Genomic DNA, 21,680 nt, shown 5'->3' on the forward strand with positions numbered 1-21,680 from the left:
GATTATTTGATGAATGTAGAAAAGTTTACCCCGGAAAAAAGCCAAGGCGAAGCCGTCACCCTGACAAAAGCTGCGATAAAGTATTTTGAAGGCAAGTTAGCAGAGCACCCCGGCCATCTATTGCGCCTGTCTAGTAAAGTCAGCGGCTGCACGGGTTACTCCTATGTGCTGGACGTTGCCAAGCAACCAGAAGACGGAGATACGCGGATCGAGGCGAGTGATAAGCTCACTCTGACCATCGCCGCCAAAACGATGGATTTAGTCAGAAATACTGAAATTGACTATGTAAAAGAAGGCGTCAACGGCGTAGTCAGGTTTAATAATCCCAATGCCGTCAATGAATGTGGTTGTGGTGAAAGCTTTAGTGTCAGCTAGATGTCATGACAAACCTGTGCTTTGTCATAAAGAGGTTCAATAAATGCAACAAAAAATAGTCGTTACTGAGCGCGAATGCAAAGCAAGGGGTGTGCCTAATGGCGATTTACAAGTTATCCCAAAAGGCGAATTTGTCAATATCACCCAGGATCTTGGCGGCAACTACACCGTCACCTGGCGCGGCAATATGCTGCGTATTGATGGCACTGATGCCGATGCCATAGGCCGCAAATCACAAAAACTGGATTTTCCTATTCTCAACGATGGTCTTATCCATAAGGATCATGTTTTACAAGCCCTGGCCACTGTTTATGATCCTGAAATTCCCATTGACCTGTTGTCTCTGGGGCTGATTTACAAAGTTGTTGTCAATCAGGATACACAAACCGTGCATATCGATATGACCCTGACGGCCCCCGCCTGTGGTATGGGACCTGTGTTGGTAGGGGATGTAGAATACCGAGTGAGCATGGTACCCAATGTTAAAAAGGTTGCGGTAGAGCTGATATTTGATCCCCCCTGGTCCCGTGAGATGATGAGCGAAGAAGCTCAGCTCGAAGCCGGTATTTTTTTCTAGCTATATAATCTGAGAGTCCCTGATGAACCTACCAAGCAGCCAAGAAATTATTGAGGATATGGCCTTTTTTGATGACTGGGAGCAACGCTATCAGTACATCATCGATTTGGGCAAAAGTATTCCACCTATTGATGAAAGTCTGAAAACTAACGAGAATCTGGTCAGAGGTTGCCAAAGCAATGTCTGGCTAGTGAGCACTGAACGAGACGGTAAATTACAGTTTCAAGCAGACAGTGACGCGGTAATTGTTAATGGTCTATTGGCCTTAGTGATAGCCGTTTTTAATGACAAAACCATGACACAAATCCTGGATTTTGACATTAATGGCTATTTCAAAGCACTGGACCTTGAGCGCCATATCACCCCCACTCGTGGCAACGGCCTGCAGGCTATCGTCGCTAAAATTCAGGCCATTGCTAAAACGAAGATGTGAACAGATAAGACTTAGCTGTATTTGCAAGCTACCTTGGTTCAAACCCTGTTCAAGAATTAATATTAACATCATATAGCTACGGATAACTTCCCCACCCTAGTTTACAAGAGTATTAAATGAGACAGACCATTACAGAAACAGTCACGAGTGTTCATCACTGGAATGATACGCTGTTTAGCTTTAAAACCACTCGTCAGCCCACATTCACCTTTGAAAACGGCCAGTTCGTTATGATAGGCCTTGAGGTCGATGGCAAACCATTACTACGGGCTTACAGTATTGCCAGTGCCAATTATGAAGATGAACTCGAATTTTTTAGTATAAAAGTTCCCAATGGGGCACTCACCTCTCGTCTGCAACACATTCAAGTTGGTGAACCACTTACTCTATCAACACGCCCTACCGGAACCTTGGTAGCCGGCAGGCTTAAGCCAGGAAAGCACCTATACTTACTGGCGACCGGAACCGGGTTAGCGCCTTTTATGAGCATTATTAAAGATCCACACCTATACGAACAGTATGAAAAAATTATAGTGGTTCATGGTGTGCGTAATATTTCTGAGCTCGCTTATCAACACACCATCTGTGATGAACTACCGAACAATGAATTTTTTGGTGATTGGGTTAAAGAAAAACTGATTTATTACCCGACAGTAACTCGAGAGGCGTTTCGTTCTCAAGCTCATCAACAAAGAATTACTCACTTGTTAGCGAATAATACCTTAACACAAGAAATTGGCTTGCCGGCTATTGATCCAAGTAGGGATAGATTTATGCTTTGTGGTAATCAGGCCATGCTCGATGACACCATGGCAATGTTAAATAAACAAGGTTTTAAAAAGGCCACCTCACGAGAGCAAGGTGATTATGTCATCGAACAAGCCTTCCTCGAAAAGTAGTCACAGACAGACAAATAATTAATACACCCTATATTAAGCACATGTAGTGGCATAGTTAATTTGGCCACCTAACTGGAGGGGTTATTATGCACCCCATCAAACTTAGGTGGCACCATAACCAAAAGAACAAGACCTAATTTAGACACCTATTTATCACTGTAAATAGTCCGCTTAGCCACCAGACTGTGTGAAAACTATTGATCACCTTTTGGTCTAACCCTCAGTTTTTTATGATCAATCAATCTTAATTTTCAGCTCTCGAAGATAGCATATTAGCTATAATTAATAGTAGGAAAACAAGAACGAGAAGTGCTGATATGTCCCACCATATTAAAGGCCAAGGTCGAAACCAAATAACCCTATTTCCTGAAGCATTGGACGATTTTGTCACCAAAGAAAACCCCGTTCGTGTCGTTGACGCCTTTGTTGATGAGCTTGATTTACACACTTTAGGGTTCAACCGTGTTATCGCCAAAAATACAGGTCGGCCAGGTTATCATCCTGCCGTGTTGCTTAAGTTATACATCTACGGATATTTGAACCGCATCCAGTCTTCTCGCCGCTTAGAGAAAGAGTCACATCGCAATGTTGAGTTAATGTGGTTACTTGAGCGCTTAAAACCAGACTTTAAAACGATTGCCGACTTTAGAAAGGACAACGGTAAGGCTATCACCAAAGTCTGCCGTCACTTCATCGAGTTATGCCGTCAAATGAATATGTTCACCGATGCCGTTGTGGCTATCGATGGCAGTAAATTCAAAGCGGTTAATAGCAAGCACAACAATTACACGCCAAACAAAGTTAAAGATCATATTCGCCGTATGGAAAAGCATATTGAGAATTACTTAAGTCGACTTGAAACCGCCGATGCCAATGATAAAGTCGATGCTGTTCAAGCCTCTGCTGCTGAGAAAATTGCATGGATGAAACAACGCGTAGTTGAACTCAAGGAATTTGCTGTACAAGTGGAGGCGCATCCAGACAAGCAACTTTCCACGGTTGACCCTGATGCCCGCTTACTTAAAACACAAGGCATGAACAGACAGGTTTGTTATAACGTTCAAAGCTCTGTTGATACGAAACATCATTTAATAGTGACGCACGAAGTCACCAATACCAATGACCGTGGCAAGTTGGCCGATTTGACACGGTTAACGCAGCAAGCATTGGCGCAGAAAAACATTACAGTGTTAGCTGACAAAGGTTACTACAGCGGACGTGATATCAAAGAAACTCAAGATATGGGGGCCTCTGCACTTGTGCCCAAAGGGGATACGTCAGGTGCTAAAAAGAAAGGGATCTTCAATCGCTCTTTATTCAAATATGACCAAGACCGAGACCTTTACGTTTGCCCTGCGGGGAATGAAATACCACATAAGCGAAATGTTGAAGAAGGCGGAATGAAACTCAAGGTCTATGTTGACCACATTGCTTGCAGGGACTGTGATATTCGCGCTAAATGTACCCAATCAAAACGCGAGCCACGAAAGATAAGGCGTTGGATACACGAAGGTGAAATGGAAGAAATGCTAACACGATTGAAAAATGCACCTGACACGGTGCTCATTCGCAAGCAAACGGTAGAGCACCCCTTTGGCACCATAAAAATGTGGATGGGGGCAACCCACTTCCTTACCAAACAATTGAAAAATGTCAGTACCGAGATGAGTCTTCATGTTCTCGCTTATAACCTCAAACGAATGATGTCGATTGTGGGCAGTGAAAGTCTACTCGAAGCAATAAGGGCGTAGTTAGCCTTTTATTGTTAGCTCATATGCGTGATAAACGTGCTAATAAAGCGGATATCAGCTCCCTCAACCCAAAATAAACAACATACCAACAATTTACTGCGAAAATAATAAGGTGTAGATAAAACATTGGGATTTGGGTAAATCAAAAATAGTTTTTACACAGTCTGCCACCACAGCGGTCGTTCATCATTTAGTGCTAACAAAATCAATACTTCTGCTCATATCCAATAAATAGATATTTTTGCTATCACCCCCCATAATCAGGCTGATCCACAATCAGGAAAATAAGCACACTGTATGTTGAATAAACCTAACTTCAAGAGCTAAAAAAGAGCAGTTTAACTTTATTAAAATTTTGTGGTGATAGTTGACGCTTTAATACTTGCAATCCACAGCGGGACATTTCGCTATTTTTTAATTTTCAGCTTCCACTTTGGAAGTATATTTAGCAATGGTTTTACCACTTATTGCCCATACCAAAACGCCTCCCCAAGCAATGAAAGATAAACCTGCTGGAATACAGGCCAACACTATCAGCTTAAATTGCTTCCGATTAAAAATTAATGCAAGCATCGCAGGGAGAAACCAAAGAATAAATACTCCGACTAACACAAGCGCTATAAAGGCATAGTTTTCACTTATTAATACTTTGTTTAATATATCCACCTACTTATTTCCCTTTAAATTACGTTCCGCATAATAAATCATTGCTGCACGGGCATGTTCAGCATAACCTTCCCCATAATGCTCACAAAGTTCGTTCATTTCTGACATATCCACACTGTTGGCCATTTGTATATAGCTGTCAAAACTAATGCCCGTAAAATCTTCAACCATAAGGCTCGACATATGATTGATACTTTTATAGTGTTTGTCAGTCAACTCTTGCACTTCTTTACTATCTATCGGTTGACCGATTGTCTTTGCAAAAGCTTTTGTGATTTCAAGACTCTCTTCTTGTAGTTCCTGTGCATCCTCCTCACTTAATTTAGCAAAATTTTGTACACTTTCTTGAACCTTTTCTTCCCCTACCCGAGAGCGAGTCATAGCATCCCATCGCTCTACTTTATCTTTAGGGATGTCTTGAAAAAAGATATCCAAATTTTTCTTCGCTTGTAAATTATTCATAGTCGCCTCAATACTGTTAATCATTAGAGAAATTGATTGTTGACGTTCTACTAACATCACTCTTTGTTCAGATAGGACTTGATGTAAGTCTTGACCTTTAGCGTTGAGTAAATTCTTAATGTCTTCAATACTAAAGTCCAAGGCACGGTAGATTAAAATTTGCTGTAAAATAACTAAGTGCTTTTGACCATATGTTCGATAGCCGTTATCAGGTTGACGCATTGGTACCAGCAACCCCTTATGATCATAATAATGTAAGGTTTTTACGCTAACATCAGCCAACTTGCTTAACTGACTTACACTATATATTTTGGCCTCAACCATATTATTTCTACCCATTAAAGTTGTGATGTTTTGTAACTTCGTCCTACATTGCCAATGTTCAACTATGACCTAGGGTGAGAGTCAACCAGTATTTATTGTATTAAATGTAACAATCCAAACGTAAGGCAATAACACGCCCTTAAAAGTCGGAGGTAGTAATAGATTAATTGAACCGCCCAGACTACATTAATATTGAATGTCTAAAATGCTAATATTTGTATCTTAGCAAGCATGTGGTAAGTTGGATATTCCAAAGAACAAAGATCTTTTTGTGGTAATAGCTCGCTTTCAAATATGAAATCTCACCGGCAGCTATGAGCTTGAAGCGGTCGTTAGGATTACCGAGTTGCTAACTTCCGGTTTGCGCACCAACAAGACCTAAATGACAAAAGAAAGGAACCACAACATGTGGTGGTTGGTCGGGCTAAGTGGATAGCCCTTTTTTATATCTATGACATTAGGCCAATAACTCGCTATTGGCTTAATTTTCTAATCAAGAAAATTTTACCCGGTGGCTGATGAGCAAAAAAATTAATCTCACCCCACCTTTCGCTAAAAGCTAGGCAAGGCTTAAGTTCCTGCATTCAACAGTCGACTATTTTACGTTTTACGTTATACTGCCGCGCTCAAACCTAGTATTTAATTTTTAGTTTTTCATTTAGCGGAGTTCATCATGCACGATCTGTATTACAAAGGGCGTATCCATACCAGAGTAAACCATGTAAAAACAGGTTATAACACTAAGCGTGCTGTTAAGCTTGGCACAGAAAAACACCCGTTAACGCTAGTAGTGACGAGTGAAGAAAAGAAATTAGAAGTCGCCATATTAGTTGCCGATAATGAACTTTTTGCTAATATCACGGTAGATAGCACCGCTGATGAAGATATTATTGAACTGAGCGCGATACTGAACAAACCAAGCACCACTAGGTTTGATAAAACGCCCAATCGTAATGATCCTTGTTTATGTGGTAGTGGCAAAAAATATAAAAAGTGTTGCGGTTAACCAAACACTGTTTTTCTACCTACTGTAAAGCTGACGCTGCTCTAGTTTTTACGAGCAGCGCAGGCTAAGCCCATCTGTATTATCATCTTTATTAGCACAGGTTACTCGGCTAACTTTTTCTCAGTTAATACCTAAGCTTACAAAGACCATTTTTAGTCGAAAACGGCTAAATTTTATTGTGCTATGTTTTGCACTCATTCGTAGTATTTGTGGTATTTAAGCCTGCTATCACTGCCATGGCTTGTGCAAGCGTATTTTTATCTCCGTCTAGCCAATGTATTTTAGTGCCATTTCGTTCTAACCGTCGCAGCCAAGTGTCTTGTTTTTTAGAAAATTGATGAATAGCTGAGTTCAATTTTTGAAAACAGTCATTCTCGCTTAATTGCCCCTGTAAATGTTGGGCAATAAAACGATATTCTAAGCCGTAAAAATATAAGGTTTGCCAACTAACCCCTTGGGCATGTAACTGTGCTACTTCTTCAATCAGGCCTTGTGCCATGCGTTGCTTTAAACGCAAGGTTATACGTTGTCGAATAACCTCTCTGGGCCATTTTATGGCAAATATAAGTGGCTTGAGTGCGGGAAAGTCATTAATTTTATCTTGTGCTGCTAGCTCACCTTCAGCTATTTCAATGGCTCGTACCAGTCGTTCACGTTCGATAAGATCTGTGGTGTTATGCAGATTAGGTTTAAGCTGTATTAACCTTTGAATTAATTGCTCATGACTCAGGGTAGATAATGTTGACCTAAGGGCTTTATTTTCAGGTACGGAAATTAAGCGATAGCCTTTTAAGATTGAATCAACATAAAGCGCTGAACCGCCAGCTAAAATAGTCAGCTTATTTTTTAAGTTTATTTGCTGATGGGCATTAATAACATCTTGTTGAAAATCAAAAATATTATATTCGTAACCAGGGTCAACAATATCAATTAAGTGATGGTTAATTTCTTGGTATTCATCAAGGTCTTTACCGCTGCCAATATCTAAACCGCGATAAACTTGTCGAGAGTCGGCGGAAATTATTTCACCATTTAGCATTCTTGCTAACTCTACTGCCAGTTTGGTTTTCCCCGACGCTGTTGAACCAAGCACAACGAGCATGTTAAATGCAGACATAGTTAACCTTTAGCCATTGGTAGTGAGATAAAAGCAGAATTATATCGTTAATTTCGCCGTTATGCTTGTGAGTTAAGCACTATTTTAAAACGATAAAAATTATCGTTTGGGATCTCGTCTTAGCTAGATTATTATAAGGGCTTAATCGCATATCCTTGAGGCTTTTTAATAACCTATGACAGTCAAAAAAACTGCACAAACAGCGAGCAATAAATCAAAAGATGACCAAGCTAACAGCGCAAAAAAACCAGAGGATATGCGCAATAACCGCTTAAGAAGTGTTATTCGTTGGTCATTTTGGCTGATAGTGAAAATAGCTGTTATCGCCGTATTTGTGCTATTTCTCTATAGCATTTATCTTGATGGTAAAGTGCGTGATAAGTTTGAAGGTCAGCGTTGGCAGGTGCCTGTTCAGGTTTATGGTGCGATAGAAAGTTATCAGCTAGGTAGTGAGTTAACCCTGACTCACTTAAAGCAGTCGTTAATGGCTAATCGTTATAAAAAAGTTTTTGATGTTAGACGCCCTGGCGAGTTTGCCTTATCAAAAACTCGCGCCATTATTTATCGTCGCGCTTTTGATTTTGGCGTTGGTATGGAAGTGGCAACAAAAATGACCATAGATCTGGCTAACGGTCATGTGCAAAATTTATACCTTAACGATAAAAGGGTTTCGCAACTGAGATTAGAGCCACTTTTATTGGATAGAATTTTGCCTGAAAGCAAAGAAGACCGAGTTTTAGTGTCCTTGCAAGCGGTGCCAACAAAGTTATTAGACACCTTATTATTAATCGAAGATCGTGATTTTTATTTTCATCATGGCGTTTCACCCTTAGGTATTTTACGGGCACTGTACCAAAACCTTAAGGCAGGGCGAACGGTGCAAGGCGGCAGTACCTTAACGCAGCAACTGGTTAAAAACATGTTTTTAACGCGCGATAAAACCTTATGGCGCAAAGCTAATGAAGCCATTATGGCGCTGATATTAGAGTATCGCTATAGCAAAGATCAATTATTAGAAGCCTATATTAACGAAGTCTATTTAGGCCAGCATTATGCTAATGGCATTTATGGTTTTGGCCTCGCCGCTGAGTTTTACTTTGGCAAGTCAATTCAATCACTTAACTTAGAACAAATGGCGATGATTATTGGCCAAGTCAAGGGGCCTAGTTACTATGATCCTTGGCGTTTTCCAGCGCGCACTATCAAGCGTCGAGATCTAGTCTTAAGGCTAATGTATCAACAAGAAATTATTGCCCAACACGAGTTTGAGCGTGCGGTCGAGTCGCCGTTATCGATCAGAAAAAAACGTCGGGTAAAACAGCAAAAATTCCCCGCCTATCTGCAATTAGTCAAAGCCGAATTAGCGCGGCATTTATCCCAATATGAGCAGCAATCTGGCGTTAGAGTGTTTACCGGTTTTGCCATTAATCAACAACTGGCATTACAAGCTAGTATTGATCAAACCTTACCGAGTTTAGAGCAAGAGTCGGGCGCTGAACTACAAGTAGCGATGGTAGTGTCTGATTTTAAAACCGGTGCGGTTCGTGCGCTAGTGGGTGGGAAAGAAGCGGGCTACGCAGGTTTTAATCGTGCGCTACATGCTAAGCGACCTATTGGTTCTTTAATCAAACCTGCGATATATATTGCGGCGTTAGAGCGTTATCAACGCTTTAATTTAGCCACTTTAATTACCGATAAAGCGATTACCTTGTCAACTGAAAACGGCCAGGCATGGCGGCCGAAAAATTACGATGGTCAGTATCGAGGCCAAGTGCATTTAATTGATGCCTTAGTATCAAGCCTTAATGTGCCCACGGTGAATTTAGGTATGGCGTTGGGTTTGGACAATGTTGCTCAAGCTATTCATCTGTTGGGTTATCAGGATGATATTGTTACTCGTCCGTCAATGCTGCTTGGGGCATTAAATATGTCACCAATGCAAATAAACCAACTCTATATACCTGTTGCTAATCATGGTGTTGGTGAAACGTCACATGCAATAGAGCGGATAGTCAGCGCCCGTGGTGAAACCTTATGGCAGTTTCAGGCTTTAGAGCAGGCGATTATCTCAACGCAAGCGGCTTATTTACTCAACTTTGCCTTAAATAAAGTGACAACGTCAGGCACCGCGAGTTCATTAACGTGGCGGCTTAAAGATAAAAAAATAGCGGGTAAAACAGGCACAACCAATGACCTAAGAGACAGTTGGTTTGTCGGCTATGACAATGAAATTTTAGTCACCACTTGGGTAGGTCGAGACGATAACAAGCCAACTAAATTAACCGGTAGCAGTGGTGCACTGGTATTATTTGCTGAGTTTATGCAGAAAACAGGCGCGGTTAGTCGTCAGTCTAAAGTACCAGCAAGTGTTGAATTAGTGCGCTTTGATAATAAAAGTGGTCGGGCGGTTAGCCAAACTTGTGAAAATTCGCAATTACTGCCTGCCGTTACCACTGGCCTGATTTATGACAAACAGTGCGAAGCAGATCCTAAAAATATTAAGCAGAAATCTTGGCTAGAAAAATTATTTGGCGCTTAGTTTTATAGTGAATTCAACTGCTAAGCTTTTAGCGGGTAATTTTCGCTATTTTGTTGTTTGAATAACCCCGTTTTCAGCACTATGGTTAATAGGTCGTGTATAAAAGTGGTTGTAAATTAACGCCACTTAAGCAACCAAGCTACAGTAGAAACAGAGCTAAAAAGTAGCAGGAAAGGAGTTAAAAGTAGCTAGGTAAAAGGAGCAGAATGAAACATAGATTAAGCTTTGGTTACTTCACATTGCTTACTGAAAATATTGTTGAAGTTATTATCGATGAAGGTATTGAATTGTCACTTGAAATGATTGAAGAGTGTGATGTTTTTTTAAAAGCGCATATCTTTGGTAACTTTGGCATGCTGATCAACAGAGTTAATGAATATAGTTATAGTGATGAAACGCGATTATGCCTAGGGTTTTATGAGGGCTTAAAAGCCATTGCCTTTGTTTACTATTCAGCTAACAGCCAAGTTATTGTTGAAGAAATAAATTTATTACAGGTATATGAACAGTGGAATAGTTGTATTTTTTCTGGCTTAGATCTTGAAAGGCAACAGGCATTTCAATGGCTACAAGGTGAGTTGTTAATGGCTAATGACCAAGCTGCAAACATTGGCTAACCTTAATTTAGAATTTAGAATTAAGGGTGAATATTTTTCGTAAGCGATAAACAAAGAAAAACTTAACGTAAAAAGCAAACCATTCGGTTTGCTTTTTTATGTTCAGGAAGAACGGTATGTCACGATCACATGGATGTGAAAGAGTGACGATGTTCAGGGAAGAACGGTATGTCACGATCACATGAATGTGAAAGAGTGACGATGTGCAGGGAAGAACGATATGTCACGATCACATGAATGTAAAAGAGTGACGATGTTCAGGCTTCCCAGACATCCTTTTTTGCAATATATTAGTGTTTTAGACGTTCTTTTAAGCGCTAATCTAGGTATTCAAATATTTTAAATACTCGGTTAACACCACCTGCATTGCGCGCAATATCTACCGCCATAGTCGCTTGTGCTTTAGTCACCAAGCCCATTAAAAACACTTCGCCATTTTCTGTTATCACTTTAATATTGGTGGCGTCTAGTTTCTCAGCACCAAATAAAGAAGCTTTTACTTTTGACGTTAGCCAAACATCACTAGTTTTTGTGATAAAAGATATGGTGTTGCTAATACGAATTTGGTTATGTAGTTGCTTAACACCATTCACCCCATTAATGGTTTTGATAGCTTGATCGCGCAAATAGCTATTTGGCGCTTGTCCAATAACTAACACACTGCCATTAACACTCACCACTTGTAGGTTGGTGTTGTCACTTAACGCGTCTATTTGCGTGAGTTTGGCATACGCATCGAGTTCAATTTTTTGGTCGTCTATTTGATTACCCAAAGAACGATTATCAGTTGCCATACTCGCACCACCAACAACGCCAACAACCGCGACAGCAACACAGCCTTGCAGTAACACAGCAAGGGTGATTATGCTTACAATTGATTTTATCGACATACTAAGCCTCAGTTTGCGGAAATAATGTAGTATCTATGATGTCACATAAGCAATGAATAACCACTAAGTGGACTTCTTGAATTCGTGCTGTACGACTTGACGGCACTCGAATTTCAACATCATTTTCGCCTAGTAGGCCAGCAATATCACCACCGTCACCACCGGTTAAAGCAATGATTGGCATATCACGAGAAACGGCAATTTCGATCGCTTTGATCACGTTGCGAGAATTGCCACTGGTAGAAATAGCGAGCAATACATCACCATTGTTACCTAATGCACGCACTTGCTTAGAATAAATCTCATCAAAGTGATAGTCATTACCAATAGAGGTAATAGTTGAACTGTCGGTTGTCAGAGCAATGGCTGGCAAAGGTGGACGTTCAGTTTCATAACGATTTAATAGCTCAGCGGAGAAATGCTGGGCATCAGCAGCTGAGCCACCATTACCACAAGCTAATATTTTATTGCCGGCTAATAGACTTTGTACCATTGCCATGCCAGCTTGCTCAATTGGCCCTGCCAATAATTCGCTGGCGGCAATTTTTGTTTGTATGCTTTCAGTAAAATTACTTTTTATCCGTTCTAACATGGTGGACTTAGCTCCGTGGTTTCATTGCTTAAAAAGCATTAATTAAAAGGCATTTTTAAGCCAAGTAATTGCTGGGTTATTAATATCGCCTTGCATCGCAATAACATCGAATCGGCAAGGGGTATTATATTCATTTAATCCGGCCTGTTGCAGGTAAAATGCCGCACATTGTTTAATTTTTTGCTGTTTTTTAACAGAAACAGCGGCAATAGCGCCACCAAAGTGATTATTTTTGCGATATTTCACCTCTACAAACACCCAAACGTCATTTTCGGTCATGATTAAATCAATTTCACCACGACGATTTTGAAAATTACAGGTCTGTAATACTAGCCCCTGTTGGCTTAAATAGTGGGCGGCTAGTTGCTCACTATTCTTACCTGTGGTTACTGTGTTGGTTTTATTGGTCCATAGCAATTTCTTGTACCTTGCTGCGACTGTATTTGCCCCAAATTAGGCTGCGCGTCAAAATATTATCAACGCCCAACTGTAATATACCGGTTTGACCATAATGGCGGACATAAGTTTTATTTTGCATAGTAGAAACTTTGTCTACTAACGCTAAACTGTCAAAGCCCATGGCAAAAATGCTTTGCAAGCTGTCACTGCGATTAGGCCAAAGTTTTTTTGCTTGTGCGGCTAAGACTTGGTTTTGTTGTTTGCTTTTTAACTGCCAAGGCATTTCAGTAAATATTAGCCCAGATAAATCACGATTATCACTTTTGTCTATTTTTGAGCTGTGACTGCGCGAGCTAGCATAGACCGGAATTATATCAGCAAAAGGGCTGATATTAACGTCAATATAAGGCTTTAAAAGCTTGGTTTCTAGCGGCAAACCCACGACGTAAATCATATCAATATCTCGACGGTTACGTAATTCACTCTGAATGGAATATTTTATATGGCGATTTAGGTCTTTTGTGCGTTGCTGGCTTAGATCAACGCCAAGGCTGGCCTTAAGTTGATTTTGCATTTTAGCATCACTATTAAAAAATACAATTTCTGGTGCCTTACCCGTGATATGTTGCCATTGTTGGCTGAAGGTCTGCGCGATGCGACGACTGGCACTGTCTTGATGGCTTAATATTATAGGGTATTGATAATGTTGACGACTGAGCGTAGTTGCCGCTTGTATCGCTTCATCTTCTGGTCGCATTGATAGCGCAACCTGATGAGGTAATAAGCTAGTTGCTGATGGTAAATTAAGTAATAACGTCGGTGTTGTTATCTCGGTTTGGGCTAAATAGAGGTTAACATTTTCCTTTAGTAGCGGGCCTATAACATAGTCGATTTTTAGTTCGGTCAGCTTGGCATTTAAGGTGGTCATATCTAAGGTTGTTGAATCAATAAAGTGTAAGGTTTTAGCGCTATTAATATTGTAAGCGGCCAGTATACCTTGTTGTGCTACTTTGCCGGCGCGTTCTTGTTTACCTGAAAGCGGGATAATAATGGCAATGTTTTGATATTCGTTAGTTAATGTGGGTGGTTGTTGTCGTAACCTTGCGACAATATATTGCGCAGGGTGGCTGCTAAACTCTCGTTGCCATTGGCGTAAATAGCGTTTGAATCTTGCGTCGTCATCACCAAATTGATTGGCAAAAGAAAGCAGTTTGCTCCAACCTTCAAAGTTTGGCGGCGACATTTTAATTAGCTGTTGGTGCTGCCAAGGTGATAGCTGACAAAGTTGTTGCCAAATCATGTCAATATCGTACTCAGTTGCCGGTGAGCTTTCAGCAAAAGCTCTTAAGTTTGCATCTAGTGCGGCAATGGGCAGTTTTCTTTGTGTTTGCACTTTGGTTAATGTTTGAAAATAATCAAGGCGATGAGTCAGTTGCGCTTTTTCTTTAATATTATTTGCGTTTTCCAGTGCGAGATAAGCATCAGGTACTCTTGCCAAGGCTAATAAACTTTTAGCCTCAATGATAGCTAGGCGATATTGCTGTGTTGATGATGACACTAAGCCGTTGAGTTGCTTAGCTAACCAAAGCGCTTTATGGGGTTTAGCCTCTGCTAAATATAACTCACTGGCGTTTAATAACGAGCTAAGGGCTTCATCCTGCTGGTTGGCTGATATTTGTGCTGTCGCTTGTGCAAGCTGTTGCTCAGTGGTTAAATCTGTTGCAAGCGCTGGCATAACTTCAGCTTGTTTTTCAGCTGACTCTGTTGGTTGACTTAGCTTAGTTGTTGAACAACTGGCCAAAATAGCCACTGTTGCCAACGCACAAAGAGCACTTTTATAAGATGAAAACCATTTAGTGAGTGTCAAAGTTAATAAATCCATACTTTTTAATAGTGCTTTATAATAAACTTCATCCTCTTCAGTCTCAACACAAGTATTTTATTATGTCGGATTCTCAAATTCAGCCCAGCACCTTATATATAGTTGCCACACCTATCGGCAATCTAGGTGATCTTAGTCAACGGGCGCGGGATATACTCGAACAGGTAGATATTATTGCCTGTGAAGATACTCGGCATACCCAACGTTTATTATCCGCTTATGCGATTAAAAATAAAACTATGTCGATGCATGATCATAACGAGCGTCAACGCCAAGAACAAATTGCCACTTTGTTAAAAGAAGGCAAAAGCGTTGCCTTAGTGTCAGACGCGGGCACGCCGTTGATCAGTGACCCGGGATTTCATTTAGTACGCCATTGCCGCCAGCAAGGGCTTCAGGTATCGCCGATTCCAGGCGCTTGTGCGGCCATAGCGGCGCTGTCTGTTGCGGGCTTACCCACCGACAGATTTACCTTTGAAGGTTTTTTACCCTCAAAAACAGGTGCGCGACAATCGACATTAAATGAATTGGCCAACGAAACACGCACCATGGTGTTTTATGATGCGCCGCGCCGCGCCATTGATACCGTTGAAGATATCGTTAAAACTCTTGGCGGTGAACGCTATGTGGTGATGGCGCGAGAATTAACCAAAACCTTTGAAACCATTCATTCAGACACGGCCGAAAATCTATTAAGCTTTTTACAAGCAGATCCTAATCAGCTTAAAGGTGAAATGGTGCTCATTATCGAAGGGAAAAAAATTGATCCCAATGATATTCCTGCCCATGTGGTGGCAACACTGAAGTTACTGCTGTCAGAAATGAAGCCAAAAAGAGCTTGTGCTATTGCGGCAGAAATTCATGGGGTGAAGAAAAACGCACTTTATGAATATGCTTTAGCCATGAAAGAGTAGCGGCTTAGGTGATGTCTATTGGCTTGATGGTGTAATGACTGTTTTTTTCACCGATATCTTTTACCGCTATAAAGGCCTCTCTGCTTTTAAGCCTTTGTAAGTAAGCTTGAGTTTGTGGCTGATAGTGTTTGGCTAGCCCGAGTAGTTCACCTAAATAAAGCGCATAACCAACACTAATGTCGGCAATGGTAAAGCGATTGTCGACCAAATAGTGATGGTTTTCTAAATGGCTATTTAAGCGTTTTAAGCGCGCTAAATACCAAATGGCGTAATCTTTAACTACTTGTGGCTGTTGACGTTCAGGCTTTTCAAACTGGCTGTATCGCAAGACTAAGGTTTGTGGAAATGTCAGCGTAGCATCACTGCTAAAGAGCCAATTCAGGTAGGCACCGTATTCTGGGTGTGTTGCGGGTAAACTCAACTGAGTTTGCGAGTAACGCTCTACTAAGTATAACAACATAGCACTTGATTCGGTCAGCGTGGTAGCGCCATCTTTAAGAAAAGGTACTGTGCCTAAAGGATTAGTCTGTAAATAAGCTTTGTCTAAAAAACGCGGTGGGAATGGCAAAGTGTGCAAGATGTATTCAAACTGCATTTCTTTTAAAGCCCACAAAACACGAAGTGAGCGAGTATTGTGGCAATGCCAAAGTTCGATCATAAATAAAGCCTAAGTCATTTTTAGCTTACTATAACAGCAGATCTATACCCGTGATATTTAATTTAGACCTAAGTGAATATATCGGGTAGAATGCGCCCTGAGTTGACGAGACAATCGCTGCTTTATCGTTGTACCGCTTATTTTTAATAAGTGGTAAACAGATAGAGGGGAGGAAAGTCCGGGCTCCAATGAACAGGGTGCCAGGTAACGCCTGGGGGGCGCGAGCCCACGACAAGTGCAGCAGAGAGAAGACCGCCGATGGTTACTTTTTCGAAAGTTTCACAGGTAAGGCTGAAAGGGTGCGGTAAGAGCGCACCGGATTGCTGGTAACAGTAATTGCAGGGTAAACTCCACCCGGAGCAAGACCAAATAGGGTTTCATGACTATGTTAACGTAAGTTTTCATAGTATAAGCGTGGTTCGCGTGGAAACCGGGTAGGTTGCTTGAGCTATAGAGCGATTTATAGCCTAGACGAATGATTGTCACTCTTCCTCGGAAGAGATACAAAACCCGGCTTATGCGTCATCTCAACAATTTTAGACACCGCTTGATTATCTAATAAATAATCAAGCGGTTTTCTAAAATCCTTTCATATCAATCCTACATTCAAAAAATGATACAAGGTTAGTCACACAGCACTGATTTCTGTACTCCTTCTTCTACGCGAAAAACTCCTCTCAAATTTATGCTTCATATTTATGTTCGAAAGTCATTTAGGCTCAAGTTTTTCCAGATAAACTTTTCAGCTCAATATCAATTCGTTAAAATATCAAATTATTGGCACATGGACAGTTATAGGGTTTTAAAAAATTGGCCAACTTGAGGTAAAGTGTAGGCAGTGACAGGTGTTAAGTATTTATAGCTTAGAAAAAATATTTTTATGTGAGAGTTAAAGTGCCAAAGCGCCTTGGTGCAAGGAAGTACGGCTTTGCTTACGGACTCAGAAACTAAGTGTTGCTGTGGTTATTTTAGAGCGAATTTTACTTATTGTATTGAGGTTAAAGCACTTGTTATTAGCTCAAGAACACTAGACACTGACTCAACTTATTTGCAGTTTTCACAAATCAAGGATGACATGTTAAAGCAGTTAGAAATATCCGATATTGACCCCATAATAGCTAAACTTGAGCAAGGTTATAGTGATAAAAGTGACATACACTCAATGCATTATCACACAACACCTTGTTAGGTTTGGATGATACATTTAGAGAGTAAGACATTTATATTGGGCAAGTATCGGATATTAAGAATTTAATACCGATTATAAAATGCGTTTGAGGTGTGAAAATGAATGAATTTGTTGGCAAGTGGCGTATAACTGAAATGGAAGTTTGGGCACAAGATAGTGTTGATTTAATTGAAGAAGGTTATTTTTACTTTGATGAAAATGACCAAGGGAAATTTATTTTTTGTGCTGTAAAAGGTAATTTAGATGTTGCTGTTAATACCCGAATGCCAGAACTAGAGTTTTCGTGGGAAGGCACTGATGATGCAAGACCTGTTAGTGGCAGAGGTAAGATAGAATTTCCGACACCGTTTGAAGGCGAAGGTATTATTTATATTCATAATGGCGAGAGTTCAATATTCAGTATTAAACGGATAAAAAAAACTGTGACTGATAACGTGGTGAAATTTAGGTAATGTCTATGACAAGTTATTACCTTGAGTTCAATCGGTGAATGCAGCACACAGGTTAAATTTTTCAAGTCTCAGAATTTTTACAATCAGCTAAAGGCCATGCTGCTGACCTTATAGTTATCCGAATTAATAAAAAGAGTTTTCGTATTATTTTTTGTTAAGAAAGTGCGCAAAGCGGAATAAGTCCAGTCGGAATATTGAACGTCAATTTTCTGATCATATAGCGGACATAAATTAAATATTCCTATCTCACAATGTCACAATGGGGCACAAAGTGAGCTAGAAAATATTATACCAAATAGACTATATCTTTAGCTGTCTTATCACTTCAAAGCCTACTATCTCAAAATTAAAAACCTGACCCCATTATTCCAGATCTCACTGATATGCCAAAAGCGATTGAATGGGTAACCCAAAATAACTAATTTATTGGGTGATTAGCTAACGGCTCATGCATGTATTTAATGACTGTCGCCAAAACAGGCTGCCCAGAAAACTTAATCACTTTTGTGCCTCTTTCGTGCTTTTCTTGTTTGCATACATTAAACAATCTGTTTCTGATAGCATTTTATCAAGATCAAACCCATTAACAGGATCAAATGACTTACAACCGACACTAAAAGAGACGCCTTTAATTCGCTCATCAGATTTTGTTAACTCTGCAAATAATTGAGTTACTCTTAATTTTACCGTCTCCCCTTTATCATCAAACTGATGAACCCCTAAAAAGCAAAATTCATCTCCTCCTAATCGCGCAATGATATCCTCTTTGCGAATAGATTTTGAAAGTGCCTCAGCAAAAGTTTTGATGATAAAATCCCCCATTTTATGTCCATAAGAGTCATTCATTATTTTCAACCCATTAATATCAAAATACATTAATGACAGTGACATCCGTGAACGCTTAGCTAAGCTGATTAACTGCCGTGCATTTTCGATAAAACCAAATCTATTGTTAATCTCAGAGAGCTCATCGGTCACACTTTGTTTCTTAAGCTTTTTAATTAATAATAAATTTCTAAGATCTCCATCAATCAACTCTTTCAATTGCCATAAAAGCCTAATAAAGCTTGCAGGGTAATTGGTTTCATTTGTGTCTAAGACGCAAAGCGTGCCAAACATATCACCATTGGGCCATTGCAAGGGGACACCTAAATAGGATTTAAAACCAGCATCTGTATATTCGGGGTTATTATTCCAAATACCTTCCTTTTCAGCATTCTTAACATAAAGTGTTTTTTTGTTTTGGATAACGGTTTTGCAATAAACATTCACATTGAAATCGAATGCGATACCGGCTGGAAAATCATCCTGTATAGACTCATTAGCAACAAGAACTTCGACCCCTTTAATATTAGCTTGCATAATCCAAGCTCCGGGCACATCAAAAATTTCAGAGACAACGTTAACCGTGCTTTGCCACCTTTTTAACGAAATTTCTTGTGGCATATTGTCGAAATATGAGTCTTGCAGGTATGGTTGATTTGACATTATTATTTCCCTAATGTGAGGCTACGTTTACCTAAAAAGAAAACTAATTAAACTCGCTAACACGATTCTAGCATGCTAAAACGAAGGTCACTAGCATGCTAAGACGAAGGTCGATAGCCCAAAGCGACTTATAAGCCTACAAATTTCAGCCTGTGGGTGGGATAAACTAATACGCACAAAATATCTATTAGGGCAAGTAGCAACTTTTTCTTCCGTAAATTACGGTTTCATTATCAGATTTAAATAAAGCACTTAAAAGCAAGAGCCAATTAATCTGTATAACCTTAACAATAGCAGAATCAAATTTTGTTTTAATGACTGTTTTTTGAGCATGAAAACACTTTTTAATTTGGTTTTTTTTCAAGCTAAAATAGCTAAATGAAGCAATTTATTTTTTGTAAGGAGTAACAGGGACGGGTCAAATTTTTATAAGTTTCTAAGGTGCTTTGGGGGCGACAGCGCCATAGAAAAACACTGCTAATGTCAGCTATCTGTAATGATAGTAGACATAATATTGGTGATGATTGACATGAAAATAAGGATCGTTTTGTGGCAATAGTGACGGTTAAACTAAATCCCCAATCAGTTTAGTTTTTAGCACTAATATTTGTTGGTGCTAATGTCCCCTTGGTGTAGAGCGGAAGTTAGCTACTCGTTAATCCTAACGTACGCTTGAAGCTCATTGCTGCCGGTGAGATTTCATATTTGAAAGCGAGCTATTACCACAAAAAGATCTTTGTTCTTTGGAATATCCAACTTACCACATGCTTGCTAAGATACAAATATTAGCATTTTAGACATTCAATATTAATGTAGTCTGGGCGGTTCAATTAATCTATTACTACCTCCGACTTTTAAGGGCGTGTTATTGCCTTACGTTTGGATTGTTACATTTAATACAATAAATACTGGTTGACTCTCACCCTAGGTCATAGTTGAACATTGGCAATGTAGGACGAAGTTACAAAACATCACAACTTTAATGGGTAGAAATAATATGGTTGAGGCCAAAATATATAGTGTAAGTCAGTTAAGCAAGTTGGCTGATGTTAGCGTAAAAACCTTACATTATTATGATCATAAGGGGTTGCTGGTACCAATGCGTCAACCTGATAACGGCTATCGAACATATGGTCAAAAGCACTTAGTTATTTTACAGCAAATTTTAATCTACCGTGCCTTGGACTTTAGTATTGAAGACATTAAGAATTTACTCAACGCTAAAGGTCAAGACTTACATCAAGTCCTATCTGAACAAAGAGTGATGTTAGTAGAACGTCAACAATCAATTTCTCTAATGATTAACAGTATTGAGGCGACTATGAATAATTTACAAGCGAAGAAAAATTTGGATATCTTTTTTCAAGACATCCCTAAAGATAAAGTAGAGCGATGGGATGCTATGACTCGCTCTCGGGTAGGGGAAGAAAAGGTTCAAGAAAGTGTACAAAATTTTGCTAAATTAAGTGAGGAGGATGCACAGGAACTACAAGAAGAGAGTCTTGAAATCACAAAAGCTTTTGCAAAGACAATCGGTCAACCGATAGATAGTAAAGAAGTGCAAGAGTTGACTGACAAACACTATAAAAGTATCAATCATATGTCGAGCCTTATGGTTGAAGATTTTACGGGCATTAGTTTTGACAGCTATATACAAATGGCCAACAGTGTGGATATGTCAGAAATGAACGAACTTTGTGAGCATTATGGGGAAGGTTATGCTGAACATGCCCGTGCAGCAATGATTTATTATGCGGAACGTAATTTAAAGGGAAATAAGTAGGTGGATATATTAAACAAAGTATTAATAAGTGAAAACTATGCCTTTATAGCGCTTGTGTTAGTCGGAGTATTTATTCTTTGGTTTCTCCCTGCGATGCTTGCATTAATTTTTAATCGGAAGCAATTTAAGCTGATAGTGTTGGCCTGTATTCCAGCAGGTTTATCTTTCATTGCTTGGGGAGGCGTTTTGGTATGGGCAATAAGTGGTAAAACCATTGCTAAATATACTTCCAAAGTGGAAGCTGAAAATTAAAAAATAGCGAAATGTCCCGCTGTGGATTGCAAGTATTAAAGCGTCAACTATCACCACAAAATTTTAATAAAGTTAAACTGCTCTTTTTTAGCTCTTGAAGTTAGGTTTATTCAACATACAGTGTGCTTATTTTCCTGATTGTGGATCAGCCTGATTATGGGGGGTGATAGCAAAAATATCTATTTATTGGATATGAGCAGAAGTATTGATTTTGTTAGCACTAAATGATGAACGACCGCTGTGGTGGCTAAGCGGTCTATTTATTAAGACAAATTTGTGTCTAAATTAGGTTGGCTTTTTGGCATAAGTGATCGACGAGGTTAAATCTAGTAAACACAACATGTAGTGGTCGGTTGGGCTAAGTGGATAGCCCTTATATAAAAATATGTCTATTGGCTGCACAGCAACTTATATT

The 21,680-nt window shown here is 39.8% G+C and carries 22 protein-coding genes and 1 other RNA gene; 14 read left to right on the top strand and 9 right to left on the bottom strand.

Annotated elements, in window-relative coordinates; genetic code table 11:
* Nucleotides 1–9 precede the first annotated feature (9 nt).
* The 5 genes from H4J65_RS13695 (at nucleotide 10) to H4J65_RS13715 (ending at nucleotide 4,035) form a co-directional block, all read left to right on the top strand.
* On the top strand, nucleotides 10–375 hold the full coding sequence (locus tag H4J65_RS13695; RefSeq protein ID WP_182191775.1) for an iron-sulfur cluster assembly accessory protein: 366 nt from the start codon (nucleotides 10–12) through the stop codon (nucleotides 373–375).
* A gap of 43 nt (nucleotides 376–418) precedes the next feature.
* Nucleotides 419–952: a putative Fe-S cluster assembly protein SufT gene (gene sufT / locus H4J65_RS13700; RefSeq protein ID WP_182138180.1), complete on the top strand. Its 534-nt coding sequence runs from the start codon at nucleotides 419–421 to the stop codon at nucleotides 950–952.
* Between the two features lie 22 nt (nucleotides 953–974).
* A complete protein-coding gene (locus tag H4J65_RS13705) occupies nucleotides 975–1,385 on the top strand; it encodes a SufE family protein (RefSeq protein ID WP_182198554.1) in 411 nt (136 codons plus the stop codon).
* A 116-nt stretch (nucleotides 1,386–1,501) separates the two neighbouring features.
* Nucleotides 1,502–2,284, top strand: a complete 783-nt coding sequence (locus H4J65_RS13710; protein ID WP_182198555.1) for a ferredoxin--NADP reductase — start codon at nucleotides 1,502–1,504, stop codon at nucleotides 2,282–2,284.
* Nucleotides 2,285–2,601: 317 nt separating this feature from the next.
* A complete protein-coding gene (locus H4J65_RS13715) occupies nucleotides 2,602–4,035 on the top strand; it encodes an IS1182 family transposase (protein ID WP_182198556.1) in 1,434 nt (477 codons plus the stop codon).
* A gap of 414 nt (nucleotides 4,036–4,449) precedes the next feature.
* Here the strand turns inward: H4J65_RS13715 and H4J65_RS17910 are convergent, their stop codons facing one another.
* On the bottom strand, nucleotides 4,450–4,701 hold the full coding sequence (locus tag H4J65_RS17910; protein WP_182136054.1) for a superinfection immunity protein: 252 nt from the start codon (nucleotides 4,699–4,701) through the stop codon (nucleotides 4,450–4,452).
* Nucleotides 4,702–5,487: a MerR family transcriptional regulator gene (locus H4J65_RS13725; RefSeq protein ID WP_182198557.1), complete on the bottom strand. Its 786-nt coding sequence runs from the start codon at nucleotides 5,485–5,487 to the stop codon at nucleotides 4,702–4,704.
* 673 nt (nucleotides 5,488–6,160) lie between these two features.
* On the opposite strand from H4J65_RS13725, the gene H4J65_RS13730 reads away from it, so the two are divergent.
* Entirely contained in the window at nucleotides 6,161–6,493 is a 333-nt protein-coding gene (locus H4J65_RS13730; RefSeq protein WP_182138169.1) for a PBPRA1643 family SWIM/SEC-C metal-binding motif protein, read from the top strand.
* Nucleotides 6,494–6,674: 181 nt separating this feature from the next.
* On the opposite strand, the gene miaA is transcribed toward H4J65_RS13730, so the two are convergent.
* Nucleotides 6,675–7,610 carry a tRNA (adenosine(37)-N6)-dimethylallyltransferase MiaA gene (gene miaA / locus H4J65_RS13735; protein ID WP_182198558.1) on the bottom strand — a complete coding sequence of 312 codons (936 nt, stop codon included), beginning with the start codon at nucleotides 7,608–7,610 and terminating at the stop codon, nucleotides 6,675–6,677.
* Between the two features lie 175 nt (nucleotides 7,611–7,785).
* Here miaA and mrcB point away from each other — a divergent pair, with 175 nt between their 5' ends.
* The gene (gene mrcB, locus H4J65_RS13740; protein ID WP_259367620.1) at nucleotides 7,786–10,149 is read left to right on the top strand and encodes a penicillin-binding protein 1B; all 2,364 of its coding nucleotides are present in this window, start codon (nucleotides 7,786–7,788) and stop codon (nucleotides 10,147–10,149) included.
* 206 nt (nucleotides 10,150–10,355) lie between these two features.
* The gene (locus H4J65_RS13745; protein ID WP_182198559.1) at nucleotides 10,356–10,766 is read left to right on the top strand and encodes a hypothetical protein; all 411 of its coding nucleotides are present in this window, start codon (nucleotides 10,356–10,358) and stop codon (nucleotides 10,764–10,766) included.
* 317 nt (nucleotides 10,767–11,083) lie between these two features.
* Here the strand turns inward: H4J65_RS13745 and H4J65_RS13750 are convergent, their stop codons facing one another.
* From H4J65_RS13750 to H4J65_RS13765, 4 genes are read right to left on the bottom strand one after another with little or no spacing between them, the layout of a single operon-like run.
* Complete coding sequence (locus H4J65_RS13750; RefSeq protein ID WP_182184592.1) at nucleotides 11,084–11,656, bottom strand: BON domain-containing protein; 573 nt, start codon at nucleotides 11,654–11,656, stop codon at nucleotides 11,084–11,086.
* A 1-nt stretch (nucleotide 11,657) separates the two neighbouring features.
* Nucleotides 11,658–12,248 (bottom strand): phosphoheptose isomerase, encoded by a 591-nt coding sequence (locus H4J65_RS13755; protein WP_182138174.1) that lies wholly within the window; start codon nucleotides 12,246–12,248, stop codon nucleotides 11,658–11,660.
* A gap of 42 nt (nucleotides 12,249–12,290) precedes the next feature.
* Nucleotides 12,291–12,665 (bottom strand): YraN family protein, encoded by a 375-nt coding sequence (locus H4J65_RS13760; protein ID WP_182138175.1) that lies wholly within the window; start codon nucleotides 12,663–12,665, stop codon nucleotides 12,291–12,293.
* Nucleotides 12,649–14,514 (bottom strand): penicillin-binding protein activator, encoded by a 1,866-nt coding sequence (locus H4J65_RS13765; RefSeq protein ID WP_182198560.1) that lies wholly within the window; start codon nucleotides 14,512–14,514, stop codon nucleotides 12,649–12,651. The genes H4J65_RS13760 and H4J65_RS13765 overlap by 17 nt, the downstream gene beginning before the upstream one ends.
* Nucleotides 14,515–14,591: 77 nt before the next feature.
* Here H4J65_RS13765 and rsmI point away from each other — a divergent pair, with 77 nt between their 5' ends.
* Nucleotides 14,592–15,443 (top strand): 16S rRNA (cytidine(1402)-2'-O)-methyltransferase, encoded by an 852-nt coding sequence (gene rsmI, locus H4J65_RS13770; protein WP_182198561.1) that lies wholly within the window; start codon nucleotides 14,592–14,594, stop codon nucleotides 15,441–15,443.
* Between the two features lie 4 nt (nucleotides 15,444–15,447).
* Here rsmI and H4J65_RS13775 read toward each other — a convergent pair whose 3' ends face one another.
* Nucleotides 15,448–16,101 carry a glutathione S-transferase family protein gene (locus H4J65_RS13775; RefSeq protein ID WP_220465153.1) on the bottom strand — a complete coding sequence of 218 codons (654 nt, stop codon included), beginning with the start codon at nucleotides 16,099–16,101 and terminating at the stop codon, nucleotides 15,448–15,450.
* A gap of 98 nt (nucleotides 16,102–16,199) precedes the next feature.
* Here H4J65_RS13775 and rnpB point away from each other — a divergent pair.
* The 3 genes from rnpB (at nucleotide 16,200) to H4J65_RS13790 (ending at nucleotide 17,742) form a co-directional block, all read left to right on the top strand.
* An RNA gene (gene rnpB / locus H4J65_RS13780) (RNase P RNA component class A) lies at nucleotides 16,200–16,635 on the top strand.
* Between the two features lie 394 nt (nucleotides 16,636–17,029).
* Entirely contained in the window at nucleotides 17,030–17,290 is a 261-nt protein-coding gene (locus H4J65_RS13785; protein ID WP_182198562.1) for a hypothetical protein, read from the top strand.
* Nucleotides 17,291–17,388: 98 nt separating this feature from the next.
* Nucleotides 17,389–17,742: a hypothetical protein gene (locus H4J65_RS13790; protein WP_182198563.1), complete on the top strand. Its 354-nt coding sequence runs from the start codon at nucleotides 17,389–17,391 to the stop codon at nucleotides 17,740–17,742.
* Nucleotides 17,743–18,240: 498 nt separating this feature from the next.
* Here H4J65_RS13790 and H4J65_RS13795 read toward each other — a convergent pair whose 3' ends face one another.
* Nucleotides 18,241–19,230, bottom strand: coding sequence for a sensor domain-containing diguanylate cyclase (locus tag H4J65_RS13795; protein WP_182198564.1), 990 nt, complete (start codon nucleotides 19,228–19,230; stop codon nucleotides 18,241–18,243).
* Between the two features lie 997 nt (nucleotides 19,231–20,227).
* Between H4J65_RS13795 and H4J65_RS13800 the strand changes: the two genes are divergently transcribed.
* Both H4J65_RS13800 and H4J65_RS17915 read left to right on the top strand, forming a co-directional pair.
* Nucleotides 20,228–21,013: a MerR family transcriptional regulator gene (locus tag H4J65_RS13800; protein ID WP_182198557.1), complete on the top strand. Its 786-nt coding sequence runs from the start codon at nucleotides 20,228–20,230 to the stop codon at nucleotides 21,011–21,013.
* Nucleotides 21,014–21,265, top strand: a complete 252-nt coding sequence (locus H4J65_RS17915) for a superinfection immunity protein (protein WP_182136054.1) — start codon at nucleotides 21,014–21,016, stop codon at nucleotides 21,263–21,265. It abuts the gene before it with no gap.
* Nucleotides 21,266–21,680 lie beyond the last annotated feature (415 nt).

The organism is Colwellia sp. MB02u-9 (assembly GCF_014077085.1).
In the GTDB taxonomy this organism is placed as follows: domain Bacteria; phylum Pseudomonadota; class Gammaproteobacteria; order Enterobacterales; family Alteromonadaceae; genus Cognaticolwellia.

Bases quoted from the DNA above. Each gene is read 5' to 3' on its own strand.
- H4J65_RS13775 (WP_220465153.1), bottom strand. From the start codon at position 16,101: ATGATCGAACTTTGGCATTGCCACAATACTCGCTCACTTCGTGTTTTG.
- H4J65_RS13715 (WP_182198556.1), top strand. From the start codon at position 2,602: ATGTCCCACCATATTAAAGGCCAAGGTCGAAACCAAATAACCCTATTT.
- H4J65_RS13705 (WP_182198554.1), top strand. From the start codon at position 975: ATGAACCTACCAAGCAGCCAAGAAATTATTGAGGATATGGCCTTTTTT.
- H4J65_RS13755 (WP_182138174.1), bottom strand. From the start codon at position 12,248: ATGTTAGAACGGATAAAAAGTAATTTTACTGAAAGCATACAAACAAAA.
- H4J65_RS13745 (WP_182198559.1), top strand. From the start codon at position 10,356: ATGAAACATAGATTAAGCTTTGGTTACTTCACATTGCTTACTGAAAAT.
- H4J65_RS13800 (WP_182198557.1), top strand. From the start codon at position 20,228: ATGGTTGAGGCCAAAATATATAGTGTAAGTCAGTTAAGCAAGTTGGCT.
- H4J65_RS13695 (WP_182191775.1), top strand. From the start codon at position 10: ATGAATGTAGAAAAGTTTACCCCGGAAAAAAGCCAAGGCGAAGCCGTC.
- miaA (WP_182198558.1), bottom strand. From the start codon at position 7,610: ATGTCTGCATTTAACATGCTCGTTGTGCTTGGTTCAACAGCGTCGGGG.
- H4J65_RS13790 (WP_182198563.1), top strand. From the start codon at position 17,389: ATGAATGAATTTGTTGGCAAGTGGCGTATAACTGAAATGGAAGTTTGG.
- mrcB (WP_259367620.1), top strand. From the start codon at position 7,786: ATGACAGTCAAAAAAACTGCACAAACAGCGAGCAATAAATCAAAAGAT.
- H4J65_RS13750 (WP_182184592.1), bottom strand. From the start codon at position 11,656: ATGTCGATAAAATCAATTGTAAGCATAATCACCCTTGCTGTGTTACTG.
- H4J65_RS13710 (WP_182198555.1), top strand. From the start codon at position 1,502: ATGAGACAGACCATTACAGAAACAGTCACGAGTGTTCATCACTGGAAT.
- H4J65_RS13725 (WP_182198557.1), bottom strand. From the start codon at position 5,487: ATGGTTGAGGCCAAAATATATAGTGTAAGTCAGTTAAGCAAGTTGGCT.
- sufT (WP_182138180.1), top strand. From the start codon at position 419: ATGCAACAAAAAATAGTCGTTACTGAGCGCGAATGCAAAGCAAGGGGT.
- rsmI (WP_182198561.1), top strand. From the start codon at position 14,592: ATGTCGGATTCTCAAATTCAGCCCAGCACCTTATATATAGTTGCCACA.
- H4J65_RS13795 (WP_182198564.1), bottom strand. From the start codon at position 19,230: ATGTCAAATCAACCATACCTGCAAGACTCATATTTCGACAATATGCCA.
- H4J65_RS13730 (WP_182138169.1), top strand. From the start codon at position 6,161: ATGCACGATCTGTATTACAAAGGGCGTATCCATACCAGAGTAAACCAT.